This window comes from Aquimarina aggregata (genome assembly GCF_001632745.1).
GTDB lineage: Bacteria > Bacteroidota > Bacteroidia > Flavobacteriales > Flavobacteriaceae > Aquimarina > Aquimarina aggregata.
The window spans coordinates 298,601-316,914 of sequence record NZ_LQRT01000024.1 but is presented as its reverse complement, the minus strand read 5'-3'; the positions used below and the strand labels follow the sequence as shown (position 1 = coordinate 316,914).

7 protein-coding genes are annotated in these 18,314 nt (G+C 32.6%); 4 read left to right on the top strand and 3 right to left on the bottom strand.

Translation table 11 applies throughout. The annotated features are described in order from the left end of the window. Positions 1-11 precede the first annotated feature (11 nt). From AWE51_RS16580 to AWE51_RS16570, 3 genes are read left to right on the top strand one after another with little or no spacing between them, the layout of a single operon-like run. On the top strand, positions 12-3,122 hold the full coding sequence (locus tag AWE51_RS16580) for a hypothetical protein (protein WP_066315560.1): 3,111 nt from the start codon (positions 12-14) through the stop codon (positions 3,120-3,122). Then, positions 3,119-8,821 (top strand): contractile injection system tape measure protein, encoded by a 5,703-nt coding sequence (locus AWE51_RS16575; RefSeq protein ID WP_066315557.1) that lies wholly within the window; start codon positions 3,119-3,121, stop codon positions 8,819-8,821. Before AWE51_RS16580 ends, AWE51_RS16575 begins: the two co-directional genes overlap by 4 nt. 37 nt (positions 8,822-8,858) lie before the next feature. After that, positions 8,859-11,204 (top strand): glycosyl hydrolase family 18 protein, encoded by a 2,346-nt coding sequence (locus tag AWE51_RS16570; RefSeq protein ID WP_066315555.1) that lies wholly within the window; start codon positions 8,859-8,861, stop codon positions 11,202-11,204. Positions 11,205-11,316: 112 nt separating this feature from the next. Here the strand turns inward: AWE51_RS16570 and AWE51_RS16565 are convergent, their stop codons facing one another. From AWE51_RS16565 to lepA, 3 genes are all read right to left on the bottom strand, one after another. Continuing rightward, positions 11,317-13,713: a hypothetical protein gene (locus tag AWE51_RS16565; RefSeq protein ID WP_066315552.1), complete on the bottom strand. Its 2,397-nt coding sequence runs from the start codon at positions 13,711-13,713 to the stop codon at positions 11,317-11,319. Positions 13,714-13,889: 176 nt separating this feature from the next. Further along, on the bottom strand, positions 13,890-14,726 hold the full coding sequence (locus AWE51_RS16560; protein WP_066315549.1) for an eCIS core domain-containing protein: 837 nt from the start codon (positions 14,724-14,726) through the stop codon (positions 13,890-13,892). A 518-nt stretch (positions 14,727-15,244) separates the two neighbouring features. Beyond that, a complete protein-coding gene (gene lepA / locus AWE51_RS16555; RefSeq protein ID WP_066315540.1) occupies positions 15,245-17,041 on the bottom strand; it encodes a translation elongation factor 4 in 1,797 nt (598 codons plus the stop codon). Between the two features lie 273 nt (positions 17,042-17,314). Between lepA and dusB the strand changes: the two genes are divergently transcribed. Beyond that, positions 17,315-18,307: a tRNA dihydrouridine synthase DusB gene (gene dusB / locus AWE51_RS16550; protein ID WP_066315538.1), complete on the top strand. Its 993-nt coding sequence runs from the start codon at positions 17,315-17,317 to the stop codon at positions 18,305-18,307. Positions 18,308-18,314: the final 7 nt, after the last annotated feature.

Genomic DNA, 18,314 nt, shown 5'->3' with positions numbered 1-18,314 from the left:
AATTTAAATGCGTGAAGGAATCTGCTAGCTTTTCTAACAATGAAACCGAAAACGTAAGTCTGAATTTTTCAGAATTGCGCGAAAAAGGACTAGAGTATATCCAGGAGCTTAGTGGTGAGGTTTGGACAGATTTTAACGCTCACGACCCTGGGGTTACCATACTAGAGCAGTTATGCTATGCACTAACAGATATAGCTTACCGTACCTCTTTTCCTATCGAAGATTTATTAGTGCCTGGTGAGGGATTAAAAATTGACGCATTAAAAAATACATTTTTTGCTCCTTCTGCTATTTTAAGTTCTCACCCCATTACATTAAACGATCTAAAAAAATTGATCATTGATCGATTTGATGAAATTCAAAACGTTTGGATTACTACAAAAGAAAACATTGGATATCAAGAGCAACTAAATGGCACCTATCAAATAGAAATATTACCTAAGTTAAATTTTCATAGCCAGTTAACAACAAAAAAAGAGAAAACGTTTTTAACTAAGATTAAAGAATTCTTAACCGAAACCAGAAATTTGGGTGAAGATTTTGATGATATATGTTTACTGTCAAACCAAAATATTGCGATTAACTTTCAGGTTTATATCAAAGAGCAACTAGATATAGAAGAAATTATAGCAAACCTTTTTGTTACGTTATTAGAGTTTGTGTATTGCCCAATACAATACTACAGCTTTCAAGAAATGAAAGGCGATCATAGTCGATTAGAAAGAGTTTTTTCGGGACCTAAATTGAATAAAGGGTTTATCAAAAATGAGGATTTAAAAAACCGAATTAAAATCATTCATGTCGATGAAATCCAAAAACTATTTACAAAAATTGATGGGGTTCTTAAATGCAACGTAACTCATATAGAAAATTACAACGGTAAGACATCTCGAGAATTAGAAGTAGCACCTAACAAATTCTTTCATGTATTTAATGATAGTTTTGAAACTATATATTCTAAGATGAATGTATTCGTAAATAACAATAAAATTACATTATACAATAAAGAAAAAATAAATAGTTTGTTTTTTGACAAGTGGTCAAAAAAATATAGAGATTATGCTGTCGGAGATATAAAAAATGATGCTTTTGAAGAAAAATTAAATGCTACTTATCAAAACCCCACAGACTACTATTCTATTCAAAATCATTTTCCTAATATCTATGGTATAGGTAGTAAAGGTATATCTAGACAAGAACCTAAAGAAAGACATGCAAAAGCACTACAACTTAAAGCATATCTTCTTTTTTTTGAACAACATCTAGCCAATCATTTGGCACAAATTGGACATATTGACGAGTTTTTTAATAGTAATTACTTAGATGGAGTCAAACAGACTTATTTTACTCAAAAATTATCGTCTGTCCCCCAGATCGAAAAACTTGAGAAAAATGAAAATTTATCTCATCAAAAAAAAGCAAAACCTGATCCTGTTTTTTTCGAAAGAAAGAACAGGGTATTTAATCACCTCTTAGCAAGATTTGGAGAACACCTAAGCGATATACCATGGAAAATAGCTTGGAATGTGAATATGATCAAAACAGAGGATGAATTTTGGGATAGTTTTCTTCAAAAAAAGTCAGAATTTTTACAACATATAGATCAGCTTAGTTATCAAAGAACAAAAGGAGAATCATTTGTTAATGGTAAAAGAAATCCCTCCGGTTTGGAACAAATCATTGTAGCAAAAACCGGAATCCTTCCTAGAGATAATAGATCATTAGTAGATAACGCTACTTACTTTGAGTTTGAACATGAAAACGAAGTGAAACGTGATAAAAAAAACAGCATACAAGAAAAAGAAATTAAGGAGAACTATAGAGGTCTAAATACAGACGAAATCGAAAATAGACATCTCTTCAAAGAAACCATTCAGGATATACGATTTAAAGGCATACGTTTTCAATCCTTATTTCAAGAAACTCTTGATTATAATAATTATAGAATTTCCAAAGCCAAAGGACTTGATAATAAAATTGAAATTTTATTTCGTCAAAAAAAGAATGAATGGATCTCTTTATTAAAATGTTCCAGCAAAAAAAAAGCGATTAGTAACATTCATCATATTGTATCACATATGATTGAACAAAACAAAAAATCAGAAGGGCTCTATATTGTTGATCATATCATGCTTAGAGACTGTTTAAGAGACAGCAAATACGGTTTTTGTTTTCTAGATCAATATAACATGCCTCTATTTAGAACCATAGAAGATGAATCTTGGTTGGATACAGAAGAAGATAGAAATGACTTATTTGCTAGTTTAGATACATACTCTTACTCTTTTTTTGATGAAAAATGGATTATTAAAAACAAGGACCGAATACTGGTGTCTTTTAAAACCGATAATCCAAAATTTCTACAGCTTACTAATGAATTGCAAAGGGGACACTATTGTTATAACAAAGGAAAATGGGTCATAAAACATGAAGATCACATTCTAAGAGCGGATATAAACGACAATGAAAATCTTAAAATTCTTACCGATGAACTTAAAACCGTTTACAAAAAGGCAAAAAGAATAATTCAATTCTTTGAAATTGGTTTAAACAAAGATTCTTATTCATTTGATAATGGAAAATGGGTACTTAAAAATCCCGACGGAATCATACTCGCATCTTATGCACCTAAACAAACCGAAGCACTTGATCAAGTTTATAAAAAAACCAAACATTTTATTCAATTGTTTAATGATCCATATGGCGAGCATGGTAGATTACGTCTTGAGGAAATGGAGAGTTTACGTTCTAAAGGTTCTAAAAAAGAATATAGACAGAGGCGATTGGTTTTTCAGAGAAAATTACCCAATGGAAAAATTATTAATGAAGATTTTTTTGATTTAAATGTTTCCATTTTATTACCAGATTGGCCCGCAAGGTTTCAGGATGAGCAATTCAGAGCCTACGTTTCTGACCTTGTTCATGAAAGAATCCCGGCTCACCTAAGCAATGATATTATTTGGCTTGACAAAAAAAAATTAGAGGAGTTTGAAAAAGTATACTTTCATTGGGGGAAATTAAAATCAAGAGCTAACCCTTCTAAAGAATCATTAGAAAAAATAGCACAAGCGGCTTATACAGTTTACGAAAAAATCACTAACCTAAAACAAACTAACGAATGATAAAATCCAATCATGATATTGTGGATACCTCTACTTTTAGTTTAAAATACGAGAGTAAAACCTCTGCATCTAGGGGCAATATTTTGATTGAGTCAATTTTTAATACACATATATTACCACATCTAGAAGAAGCGATTTCTAATACAATACCCGAAGAAGCACTTTTAGAACTATCTAAACTTGAAATTGATATAGGCCAAATTAATGAGTCAGAGTTTACAACAAATCTTGGAGAAAGGATTAAAATAGCTTTAGAAACTGCGTTGCATGATAAACTAAGCGCTAAAAAAAATAGCCATTCTTTACAAACTATTTATAGAAATTCTGGATCAGATGCATACCTAATTGAGGCTATAGAAATATATCTTACTCATGGCTATTTACCATCTTGGGTAAATGGATCAATTGCTATTCAAGATTTAGTTATCAAAATCATACAGCAAGCAAAAGATGATTTTAAAACTATGCTTATTACTATTGGGAAATATGATACTATAAGTAAAAGGATCTCATTTAATCTACCTATTCAACTCTTTGATGAGATATTTCTGATGCTTCATACTACAAATACTTCGTGGATTTTTGAGGTTCGAAAAATTCTTATGCATATCAAAAAGACCAGTAACTTCAATAAAACAAATGATGAGCATTTTTTGAGAACAGTCAATTTTTTTATCATACACTACGTATTAACTCAAACCAGTGCCGTTTTTAGCGAAGGTCAATTTTTAGATAGTATACTAAAAAAAGTAATTCAAGAATTCAAGTTAGAACCGCAATTATTATTAAAGGCAGTCAAATCATATTCAGGAAATCAGACGATTCTTATTCTTGTACATAAAGTACTTGAAAAATTCATAAGCAACATTTCAGAAATTGATATTTATAAGAGTTCCGAAAAAGAAAATATTCAAATACTTGAAACCAATGCAAATTCCTTACTAAAAAAGAAAAAACTTAAGATAGACGAAAGTCTGGATATCAATTCGACAACAGACTCACAAGTACTAGAGGCTATAATCGAATATCTAACAAGAGGACATTTTCCTTTCTGGATAGACAAATCAATTACTATAGAAAACCTTATCAGTAGAACGTTAGAGCAATCTAAGGATGCTTTTATAAAAACACTTCTTGCCAATGGTGAGAACAAAAATGTAAGCAATAGGATAGCATCTAGTTTAACTCCTGAACTTTTTGACAAAATACTTCTAGTACTAAACACTACCAATAATGAATGGATTTTAGAGGTAAGAGCAATACTAATACATGCAAAAAAGAATACGAATTTAAATACAGTAAGCGACAATGATTTTCTTAGAGAAATCAACATTTTTATACTACATAACCTCTTAACAAAAACAAATAATACTTTTAATAAGGCAGAATTCTTAGAGGATATCATTCAACGATTGATGATCAAATTTAGCATAAAACCTGAACGATTATTAGAGTCAATAAAGTCTTCTACAAAAAATCCAACTACTCTAACTCTTTTTAATAAGGTAATAGAAAAGAACCAAGAGCTCATTTTAAAAACTAAAGTCGATACAAATTTTGAAAAAGAAGACCTCAAAAATCTTCACACAACCACCAAAAAATTACCAACAGATCGCAAAAAAAATAAAATCTACGAGGTTTCTAAAAATCTAGATAATTCTGATAACGATTTAAAACCAGACACCTACTTGATTACGGCAATAATAGCATATTTTAAAAAAGGATATTTTCCTTTCTGGGTCGATTCTTCTGTAACTATAAACGATCTTGTAAGCAAGGCGCTAAAGCAATCTAAAAATGCTTTTATAAAAACTCTAGTCACTAATGGTAAGGATGAAAATATAAGTAATAGAATAACATCTAGTTTAATTCCTGAGCTTTTTGATCAACTAATTCAAGTACAAGATGCAATAAATAATGTATGGATTTTTGAAGTTAGAGCAATTTTAATACACACAAAAACAGCCAACAGATTTCATCAATTTAGTGATTATGATTTTTTACAAAAAATCAATTTCTTTATACTACAATATCTACTTAATACAACCAGTGTATCTTTTAATAAATCAAATTTCTTAGATACTATACTAAACAATGTATTGCGAGTTTTTAATTTACAGCCGCAACCCTTGATAAAATCTATTAACACCTATACAGGAAATGTAACTACCACTGCATTAGTAAAACAAAGGCTCGAGAATTTTAAAATTATTACATCAAACATTGATCCTGTTTTGTTTACAGAAAAAAAAGCTTTTAAAACTCGAGAAACCAAAACTAGCTTAGTCTCTCAACAAAATAATGAAACTAAAAAAAAGGTTCTCGTTTCGGATACCGCAGATAAAGATTCTAAACCAGATAGCTATTTAATTAATGCAATCGCTCAGTATTTTGATAAAGGATATCTTCCTTTCTGGGTAGATTCCTCTATTACTATAGAAGAACTCGTTCTTAAAGCTCTTGATCAATCAAGAGATACTTTCAGAAAAATGCTACTGATCCATAGTAAAAATGAGCAAGTGACAAAAAGAATAGTGGCTAGTTTATCACCGCAACTTTTTGACCAAGTATTACAAGTACAAGATGCCAATAATAGCACATGGATTTTAGAGGTCAAAAAAATTCTGATGCACATCAAAAATGCAGGTGGTTTTAATGAATTTAACACTCATGATGTTTTACAAAAAATCAATTTCTATATACTAAACTATTTATGTACAAAAACAAGTGAGGTCTTTACTAAAAAACATTTTTTAGATGTTATTATTCATAAAGTTCTAAAAGATTTTAATACAACCCCTCAACTGTTATTAAACTCTATCAAAACATATACAGAAAACGAAACTACAGTAAATTTAATAGTCGACACATTAACAACATCCCAATATAAAGATGTTCCTGAATTAATATCACACAAGAAAAAACAACTTACCGTTAATGAACTTATAACACTACTAAACTCAGATAATATTGATTTTAAAAAGACAACTCGCAGACTTTTAAAAAAGCAGATTAAAGAAGTTCTTGAACATAAAGAAAAAAGAGATGTTTTATTTGATAACCTTACTAAAAAGGGAATACAACAAATTTTAAAATTATACTATCAGCATACTGCAGATGAGCTTATACGGTTACTAATTTCATTTACAAACCATCTGATACTGCAAGATAAAAATGACGTACTTCAAAAACCTACATTAGCGATAAAGAAACTTGTAATATCAACAATCCTATATTATAATGAAAATACTATTAGAGTATTTGATAAAGAAGAATATATCATATTTCTAATGTATGCATCAGGCGTAAAAAATCATAAAATTAGTGCTAATCTTAAAAAATTTGTAACGGCACAAGGCCAAATTGATCTTCATAAGATAAAGAGGTTAATTGCCGAAGAAAAACAATTTGCAGAGATCTCACACATACAGAATCTACTTTCTAAAAAAGAAAATGAATCACTACAATTCGAAAGCAAGTCTAAAAACAAAGTTGCTTTTACAGAGGGTTATCTTACTATTTATAGGCATAAAATCATAGGGCACTATTTAATCTCTGGCCAATTGCCTGAAACATTTTATGATTTACGCCTTAAAGACGTTCAAAAATTACTTAATGAAGTTCTTGAGAGAAAAGATCAATTTTTAGTTGTTCTACTTGAAAGAAACAACATTTCTGAAATGTTAATTAAAAGAGTTCAAATAGTAACCGAACATACTTCTACAGATATTTTTGAGAAATATTTGATCTATTTTTTTAAAAAGGAATATTTTATCTTATCACAGCTCTTTGGGTATTCGCCTCCTACTGTGTCATACAAAAAAAATACAACAGATATAGCGTTAGAAAAATCTCCTGAGTATCTAAATAAATCTAATACCACAAATTTTAGAACACTTCTTGCCTTTATCATAGGTAATCAAATTCTATTTAAGAAAGTTGTTTCTATTACTAAAGATTATCAAATTCCAAAAGCATTTGCGTTCTGGACCAAACAAACACGACCTTATCTAAATCATCTTATTTCATTTTCACCAGGAAAGGTGTCAAACATAATAGATGAGACCTTTTGGAAATCTATAGTGTTACGTTTTGGGATTTCAATTTTTATTGAAGAAAAAGAACACACTCTACAAACTTTTATCGAGGCATTTATGAATTATTTGCGTCAAAGCTTAACAGATGTAAACAAAGAGTACGCTTTCGACGACATCATCGAAGAAATAAAAGTATCAAAATTAGGTGACGTAAAAAATACAGTGATACAGTGGTCAAATGAAGTACATAAAAAAGAAACAAAAACATCTGACCACTTTACTACAGATAAGCATATAATATCTAACGACACGTTAGCTACCAAAAACTCATCCCAAGAAGTTCAATATTACATCTCAATCCTTAAGTTTTATGCAAACAACAGGTTTTTCCCGTGGTGGTCTAATACTTCAGTGATATCTGAGCTATTTATTCAGATAAAAAAAAGAAAAAAACTTTTTCCTAAAGAGTTTAAGGAAGCCTTTTTTCAATTAGAAAAAGAAAAGTATACTTTGGATAAATTAGCACATCAATTACCAATTGCACTAATTAATGAATTTGATCAATTAATCCCGAATGACACATCTCTAAAAACACTTTGGAAGAAATCACTTAAAAAGAAAGAAGAAAAAACAAGCTTAAATTTAGTACCCAATAGCATTCTAAAACCAGATGCACCTATTAGCATAGCTCAATTAATTCAAAAAGACTATAAAGACACTCACCTACTATCTAAACATCTTTATTCTTTGGATGATAATGAGATTTTAACTGTTTGGAGCAAAGAGAAATTAAAAATCGCAGATCAGGTTAGAGAATACATAGCATTGTCTTCATATTTTTATTTCCGGAATATTAATCCAACTCGCTGGCGACGTATAGTGTATGAGTTTAGTTTTGAGTATTATAATGATGACACTAAAGAAATAACCGAGCAATTTCATCATGATTTTATAAAATACGTAAAAAGTAAGTATCAGCAAGTTGATTGGGACGATACGTTAACAACAGTCTATAAACTTGTTCAATCTTCTAAAAATAAGGACCAATTAACTTTTCCTAAGGGATTAGTAAAACTATTTCAAACTGAAACATCAGAACCTGAAATAGATAATTACAGAAATAATCTAGAAAACAATTTAATACCAGAAGAAGAAACAGGTATAGAAGTTCAAATTTACAACGCTGGCTTGATCATTTTATGGCCTTTTCTAACTCGACTATTTGAACATTTTACGCTTGTAAAAAACAGAGCATTTGTAGACCTAGATAGTATGCATAAAGCCGTTTACATGCTTCAGTATCTAGCGTATTCTACAATAGATTTCCCAGAACATCAATTAGTGTTAAATAAGATTTTAGTAGGAATGCCATCTCAAGAACATTTACCGCCCTTTACTATACTATCTCAAGAAGAAAAAGATATGGCATATAGTCTATTGTATGGAGTAATTAATAATTGGGAAAAGGTTAAAAATTCATCTCCAGAAGGCATTCAAGAAACCTTCTTACAAAGAGAAGGAGTTTTAAAATTTGAAGAGGAACAAATAACCCTTAAAGTCGAAAAAAAAGGTGTAGATGTTCTGCTTAGTTCTATTTCCTGGAATATTTCGTTAGTGAAACTTCCATGGATGAAAAAACCATTATTTGTAGAATGGATATAACAATATGCTTAACTATTAATTGTAAAAAATTATAGGTATGAATGAACCAATACATATAGAAAAACAGGTTTTTAAAATTGGATTTATATTCATACTACTTATAGGTGCCTTAATTTTTCCAAAAGAAATTGCAGCTCAGGATAAAGTTAAAATAGCTCCTTCTCAAATTGAATTAGATTCTTTAGAAGCTGTTAAAAGTCCAACAGGTCTCAAAAAAATTCTACAAGCAATTAAGTTTAGAGAAAACAGAAATAGAAATGAGAAAGAGCGTGTTTATAAGTTCATGTTAGATCTTATTGAAAAAGAAAAGCTAAAAATTGATCCCGAAACAGTAAATGAAATCATGAAGAACCTTGATGCCATACAAGGAGATATCGATGCTATTAAAACTACGAATGATTTTATCAATACAGAGAATGAATCTTTTGGAAAAAAGATAGATTCTATAATTGTTGCATATGATTTGGACAAAAAAGCTTCTAAAACAGTTATCGATTCTCTAAAAGTGCAAATGACCTCTGTAATTCAAGAAAAGACAGATAGTACCAGTAAAGCAAAACAACAACTAAGAGATAGTATTCAAGTTTTATTAAAAGAACTTAGAGGCGTTCAGTACTCCTGTAATTGTGAGGGTATATTTTCTGAAAGTTTTACAAAGAAAGATAGTCTAGATGTTCTAAAGCAGTGTTTACATCTGAAAACAAATATTATAGGATGGCATAACTCGTGGAATAAAACAGAATTTAAAAATTATAATTATAATTATTTATCTGCCATTAATTTATACGGTTATAAGTTAACCGCATCCGGGCGATGCGCCAACCCATCGGTTATAGACGAATTTGAAAAATCAGGAGGCGTTATAGAATTTGCACAAAGTAAATGTAGTGATGTTCATTTAACGGTATATAATAAAAAACCATCACAAATTGCTAGGTTTTTAAATAGTGCAGAAGCGCAAATGGTCTTTTTTGAAGAATTAGAAATATTGATTGAAAGAAATCAACTAAATGGAGTCAATATTTTCTTTGAAAATATCCCTGTAACCTATGATGGTCTTTTTACACTGTTTATAGATGAACTTCACCGAAGATTAAAAGAAATCGGTGAAGAAATTACGCTAAATATAACAATCCCTGCAATATCCAGTACTACTAACCTTAAACACATAAGTGCTTACAACTTTAAGAAACTTAACCCAATGGTTGATTACTATTTGGTATTAACCGATAGAATGACACCTCTAAAAAATAAACTAGCATTAGCATCTAGTCCTTTGTACAATAGTGATAGATATGGGCAACGTACTATAGCATCAACTATAAATTTTTATAGCAACGGAAAAATCCCTACACATAAACTTATCATGTCGGTATCGTACTTGGGTATTGATTGGCATGTTGAAGATTTTTTAGGATCTGTAATTACAAGTACCAAGGGCAAAGATATTAAGTACAACAAAATTATTACCACATATCAAAATAACTACGCGCCAGGCAGAACAATCGTTACTGGATTTGATTCTATTCAGGTCGCAGCATATCTGGATATTACAGAACAAGGCTTGTATAAAGACGATGAACCAGAATATCGACAAATCTGGTATGAAAACAGTCAAAGCTTATCTTTAAAATATAAATGGGCATTAGAAAATAACCTTGGCGGAGTTTCAATACGCGGTCTAGGGTATGATGATGGGTATGCCGATTTATGGGATGCCATAGGAACTACTTTAGTTGAAATTTTGACTAATGAAGATAAAAATCCTAAAAGCAAAAAGACAGAATATTGTACCTACAGACCCGAAGATCATGACTTTGGGATATTTAAAAAGAATGATTGGACTGGTATTTGGGATCAGCAACAAGTGTATGATTCTACAAAAGTTAAATCTGGATATTTTGGCGTATTTATGCAAGATACCCATTGGGCAGTACGACCAAAATTGAAGTATAAAACCAATACAAGTAGTAGTACCATAGAAGACGAGGATAACAAACTTCTTAATGACAAAGATACTTGTCAATCTTTAATCAAAAGATGGTTTTTTTACTCGATATCTGCTTATAGATTCGCCATACTGTGTGTTGTAATATTAACTGTTTTATTGTTTTGGATGTATCATTTAAGCAGGTTTGATAGTCAAAGTGAGAAAAAACGAATTATGATTAGCCGGGTGTCTATACTCTTATTATTGTTGGGGTTAACCTCTTTTTTGGCTGGCTTATACCTGGATCCCAGACACCCCTCTATAGGAGCATCTAATCAAGGAGATTCTGGATTAGATGTTGTGTTCGAGATTGCTATCCCTTCTTTAATTATTGGTGGTATTTTAGTAAGACTAGCATTTAACGGAAAATTTAAACGCAGTAATTTGCCTTAATGGTGCTTAAAAGTAGTGCTTATAATATTTTTTCGTTTTAACACAATTAATTTTACTTACTAAACATTAGTAAATAAAACCTTAAGGAAAATTCCAGAAAAAAATATACTCATTACAATAGATTCAATCTTCGGAGATGTGTCTCCCATTTTTGTTGAAACTTACGAGCTCGATGCGTTCGGGATTTCATTGTTTGAATATCATCTTCGGTTTCCATGAGTGGTAGTGGAGCTTCCTGATCTTTACGTTTTCGATCATCAACAATTTGTAGTGCGACTTCATCTGCTGTTTTTTCTGGAATACCAGGGTAGTGGGTAGCAATATGCACTCGAATCTCGGTTTGGTCATCAACGGTAAAGTTAACTCCAGTTTCAGAAAAAGAAGAAACATGAGCATTTTTAGAAGCAGTTGCAGCTCGAATTGGGGTCAATTGTTCGGCCACAAGCATATTCATTGGCAAAGAATCAGGTATACCTTTCATACCAGATGTAGCAGTAGTTGTATCTCCTCGCCTGCCTTTAGTTTTCATAGCTTTCGTCCAATAAATAGCAGCGCGATTATATCTAAGTAAGGCTCTGGTTCCACTTTGTATAGCATTCAAGAATTTATTGATTGCATTTGCATACCCTTCCGTTAATGTTCCCATTTTTGCGAGATCGTGAATATCCTGACTGCGGTCGGCAAATAACAAGTTTACCATAATTTCTTCACGGAAATCTGGGAGGGTATTAGCAAATTCTTCACAAACTTCATCCATCATATAACCAATCATACGTCCGATCTTTACATTTTCTTCACTTCCTTCTAACGGATCGAGATCATGATAAATCTCTCGCAATTTTGTAAGTTCATGATACCCATCACGGGCAAATATACCTTCTCGATCGATATAGTCTTCTTCTACCTCTGCTCCTAAGCGAAATGCCGAAGCACCAATAACCTGTAATGAAGTATCATCATTTTTGTCTTGCATGGCATCATGTTCACGATTGTAATATATTGCATCTTTAACAGCTTCATTAAGTTCATCCTGAAATTGGTCAATTACGTTAACCATAGCCTCAGTAGGGTTTTCGATCTCCTGATCTCTCTCCCATATTCTCCTAAAATCTTCAATTGTCCGATAAACCTCACTAAAATTAAACCCTATGTTTAAAGTTTTTTCATCACTATTTTCATGTCCTGTCAGCATGTCATTATACTCCTGTGCAATTCCATTCATCATTCGCCCAATATCAACACCATGTTTATGTTTAACGACATCATAAATGAGTTGATTGTACGTAGTCGCCATTCTGACAAGCCCTTTAGCATGACCATCTAATTGATGATGGGCAGGTTTATGTTGTGGTGGAGTCTTGAGCCCCAATACAGTCATTACGGGTTCTGTTTCATCAGAAGATTGAAACCGTTGATTATCATCATAATCTGGTCTTAGTGATTTTTGAATGTCTTTGCTAAGTATACTTCGTGGCCCGCCAGGAGCATCCATATCAGGGCCAATAGCATAAACAAGTAAGTCACCTTTAAGAGTTCCTTCTACTTTTTTTGTTCTTGGGTTTGTATAGATAACATCTACACCATTACTTGATTCTATAGCCGAATCATAATAACCAATATATCCTGCGTTTTCCTTTTCATAGGCAAGTCGTGCAAGCTCATTAGGAGTTCCTTGAAAAAACCGTGGAGCTTTACTACCTACCAACCATTGCACTTTATACCCTCGCTGTTTAACATCAGATACAACATCAATACCTGCGTTTGGGCCAACTACTATCACATTCACATCACCAGGATCTTTTTGTGTTACGCCTAGTGGTAAAGTTTCTTCAACACCTGCCTTTGTACGAGTAAATCGATCCATGTCCATTATTCGAGAAGCGTTTGTATCTTTTGGTTCATGACGATTAATTTTACTAGGTTCAAGGTGTGGCCCTGCACCGATTGCATATATTACTTTTTGGGCATAATAATCAGTATCACCAGCACTAATTTTGTAGAAAGTTTCAGTAATTTTAATCTTATTTACAGCAGATACAAGAGTTTGTTTCCAATTATCTTCTGGAATCAACTCTCTAAATACTTTAGTTAGTAAGTCAGAAAAGTCATTTCGGTCAGCAAAATCTTCATCTTCAAGGTTAAGGATATCCCGAAAAGGTGTAATCATGTGAAGAGGGTGTCCTATTTTTCCTGGACCACGGGTAACTTTCCATGGTTGTTGTGTTCCAATGAGTAGTGTATTTGAGAAATCATGTGATTTTCCCAAAGAAGTAAGATGATAAGCAGCCGCAGCTCCTGCTCCAACTATCGCTGTTTCAAATGTGTTTTCTGGTTTTGGAGACTTTTGTTTTTTAGCAGCCCACCTTTGTTCCTTTACTGTCTGTTCTTCTTCTTCAATATCAGAAACTCCACCACTAGATATTATTTTTCTTATATGAAAATAGAATGTACTAAAATGCTGTTCATTATCTAAATCAAAAGTGCCAAAATCGATTTTACTCTTAATCATTGCTGAAAATGCACTGTTCAATTTTTGAATTTCACCACTAAGATCAGATGCTCCCGGATCGATTTCTTGGATAAGTTTCTTTTTTGATTGTAGCTTTTCAATGAAGACTTGAATCGTTCTTTCTTGATAAATTGAATTAACTTTTAGCTGTACTGGTTCTTTAACGGTAGGTACTACTAATCGAGAGTTTTTTTTTTAATTTGTGATTCTGTACCAACAATACCTTGCCTCTTAAATTGCGGAATAGATTCTTCATAATCATTCTTAATCTGCAAAGCTTTCTCTCCCATTACATCGGCCTCTTTTTCTAATCCAGCATCATCATTTATATTTATTTTCCCTTTCATCTGCATTGTGGGTTGCACTCTTCCTTGCTTTTGTTGTACCACATGCCAAGCCTCGTGCGGTAAATGTTTTTCTTGTCCAGATGCTAAGTGTATATCGGTACCTTGTGCATAAGCGTGTGCTTGCAATTGTGATGGTTTATTAGAGTTATAATGCACTTTTACATCATCCATTGCATATCCAGATAGGTTTTCGATCCCTGATTTTAAAGTATCGGGTAATCCTGTATTGTTTTCTTTTTTTTGGATAGATAAAGTTCGGGAGGGTGATTCGGTTTCTGCTACTCTTTGTATCGTCTTAAACTTTCCTTGTAATGGCTCCTCCTCTTCTAAAGCTTGCTGCTGTATAGTTTCAAATTTACCCTGCACCAATTCTTCTTCTTCAAGTCCTTGTTTTTGTATTGTCTTAAACTTTCCCTGTAAGGGTTCCTCTTCTTCTAAAGCTTGCTTCTGTATTGTAGTATTGTTATTAACCGTTGCTTTTAGTTGAACTGCATGTTTATTATGTGTACTATTGTTTGCCATTTCTTGAAGTCTCTGCAATTGCATCGTATCTGATCGATTATCAACAAACTGAAATGTTCCGGAATGATGTTCTTTTTTTTGAGCAACAGTAGGTACTACTGACTTAGATTTATTATCTTGAGATTTATCTATATGTGTATGCATCAGTACTCCTTTTTAGGTTTTAAGATTTTACTTTTATAAAGCAATCAAAATCATATAAAATTTTGATTTACAAAAGCTTACTAAATTTACGAAATTGTTTTTTTAATCTTGTATGAAATCAAGATTTTATAGAAGAATATTGACCAAATCAGAATTCTATGATATAGAACTTCTAGTCTTGTAATGAAGGTATTATACACACTTTAGACCTCAACCCTCAAACAAAAGCCAAGCGTAAATTTGACATAGCACTCTATTCTTGTAACTCGGGACAAGTAATAGAAAAGGTGTATTATGAAAACTATCGATTTAAGATATGCAAGCTAACACTATAGAAATCACTAAAAAATATACATAAACGGGTATTTTAGACTGAAAAAAGTTTTGCATAAGTATAAAATCTTTGGGGTTATATACAGCAACAAAGATATAAAAACATCAATACAAAATGCATTTAATCCTAAAAAAATAACTTTTTATCCTAATTCATCAAAATAATGTACGTAAAATCCTATTTTTTAATCATTCAGTTTTAGTACTGCCATAAACGCTTCTTGCGGTATTTCAACATTTCCTACCTGACGCATACGCTTCTTCCCTTTTTTCTGTTTTTCTAGTAGTTTACGTTTACGAGAAATATCTCCTCCGTAACATTTAGCAGTTACATCTTTACGCAATGCCTTTACTGTTTCTCGGGCTATAAATTTAGCCCCAATTGCGGCCTGGATCGGAATATCAAATTGTTGTCTCGGGATAAGTTCTTTTAATTTCTCACAAATCTTTTTACCAATATCATAGGCATTATCTTTATGTAATAATGCAGATAGTGCATCAACGATATTACCGTTAAGCAAAATATCTACTTTTACCAACTTAGAAGAACGAAGACCGATAGGTGTATAATCAAAAGAAGCATACCCTTTGGATACTGTTTTTAAACGATCATAAAAGTCAAAAACAATTTCTGCCAATGGCATATCAAAAGTAAGTTCTACTCGCTCTGTAGTTAAATAGGTTTGATTCGTGATCTCACCACGTTTTTCTATACACAAAGACATCACCGAACCTACAAAATCTGACTTCGTAATAATTGTAGCCTTTATATAAGGCTCCTCTACACGGTTCATAGATGAAGGATCGGGTAAATCTGATGGGTTATTTACGATAATAATATCGTCTGGATTTTTGTGTGTAAATGCATGATAAGATACGTTAGGTACGGTAGTAATAACGGTCATATTAAACTCACGTTCTAATCGTTCCTGTATAATCTCCATATGCAACATTCCTAAGAATCCACATCTAAATCCAAAACCTAAAGCGGCAGAGCTCTCTGGTACAAATACCAAAGACGCATCATTAAGCTGTAGTTTTTCCATAGAAGAACGTAACTCTTCATAATCTTCTGTATCTACGGGGTAAATCCCGGCAAATACCATAGGTTTTACATCTTCGAACCCTTCAATTGCATTTTGAGTAGGCGTTTTAGCATCAGTAATTGTATCTCCTACTTTTACTTCACGAGCATCTTTGATCCCCGTAATTAGATATCCTACATCACCAGTTTTTATAACTTGCTTAACCTCCTGATTTAATTTTAATGTACCAACCTCATCAGCAGAGTAGTTTTTACCAGTAGCAACAAATTTAATCTGTTGCCCTTTTTTGATCTCACCATTTACTACTTTAAAATAGGTTTCTACTCCTCTAAACGAATTGTAAACCGAATCAAAAATAAGAGCCTGCAAAGGTTCATCGGGATTACCCGTTGGTGCAGGAATACGTTCTATAATAGCTGTTAAGATTTCTTCGATCCCAATACCCGTTTTTGCACTAGCAGGGATTACTTCTTCTTCATCACAACCTAAAAGATCAACAATATCATCTGTAACTTCCTCTGGGTTAGCACTTGGCAAATCTACCTTGTTTAAAACAGGAATAATCTCAAGATCATTTTCTAACGCCAGATATAGGTTAGAAATTGTTTGTGCTTGTATGCTTTGGGCTGCATCAACTATAAGTAGCGCTCCTTCACATGCTGCAATAGAACGAGAAACCTCATAAGAAAAATCTACGTGACCAGGAGTATCGATCAGGTTCAGGATATAATCTTCACCTTTGTGTGTATACTCCATCTGTATAGCATGACTTTTTATAGTAATTCCGCGTTCACGCTCCAAATCCATACTATCCAGTAATTGTGCTTGCGCCTCACGAGCAGTTACAGATCCCGTAAAATCTAAAAGTCGATCTGCTAGGGTACTTTTACCATGATCAATATGTGCAATAATGCAAAAATTTCTTATGTTCTTCATCTATTGTAAATTCAATTTTAGGGCGTCACCCACTTTGGTGGGTCGGGCTTTTCGTTATATCTTTTTTAGTTGTCTACTTAGACAAGCTCAGTATGATAACTAAAAAAGGATGCCACTGCAATCCCTTACGCAGTTTCCACTACTGTAATGACTTGCAAATATAATTGATTTTAGAAGGTTTATATCATCTCCTAAGGTATTTTTACCACTTCAAACCCAGAAGGTTTTGAAAACCTTCTGGGTTTTACGTAATTTTACGCCAAAATTATTACTGTGGCCAAGATAGGAGATATAAATGTAGGAGATTTTCCATTGCTTTTAGCACCTATGGAAGATGTAAGTGATCCTCCGTTTCGTGCATTATGCAAGGAACAAGGAGCTGATGTGGTATATACCGAGTTTATTTCTAGTGAAGGATTAATTCGTGATGCTGCCAAAAGTGTAATGAAACTAGATATCTACGAAAAAGAGCGCCCAGTGGGTATTCAGATTTTTGGAGCTAATTTAGAATCGATGTTAAAATCGATCGAAATTGTAGAAGCCTCTGGTCCGGATATTATTGATATCAATTTTGGTTGTCCTGTAAAAAAAGTAGTGAGTAAAGGTGCCGGAGCAGGGATCCTTAAAGATATTGATCTCATGGTTTCACTAACCAAAGCCATGGTAGAGCATACTAAATTACCTGTTACAGTAAAAACCAGATTAGGCTGGGATCATGATTCGATACGTATTGTAGAAGTTGCAGAGCGATTACAGGATGTAGGAGCCAAAGCTATTGCTATTCATGGTAGAACCAGAGCGCAGATGTACAAAGGAAATGCCGACTGGAAACCGATTGCCGAGGTAAAAAATAACCCAAGAATGCATATTCCTGTATTTGGTAATGGGGATGTTGACACCCCAGAACGCGCCATGGAAATGCGTGATCAATATGGGTTAGATGGTGCTATGATTGGTAGAGCTAGCATTGGATATCCTTGGTTTTTTAAAGAAGTAAAGCATTATTTTAAAACAGGAGAACATTTATCTCCACCTACTATAGAAGAACGTGTTATCGCTGCCAGAAGACATCTACAAATGGCTATCGACTGGAAAGGAGAAAAACTTGGTGTTTTTGAGACTCGAAGACATTATACCAATTATTTTAAAGGGATACCTCACTTTAAAGAATACCGAATGAAAATGGTAACTAGCGATGATTCAAAAGATGTATTTGCCGCTTTTGATGAAATTCAGGATAAATTTGCTGGATTTGAGTTTGCTTAAACTTGAC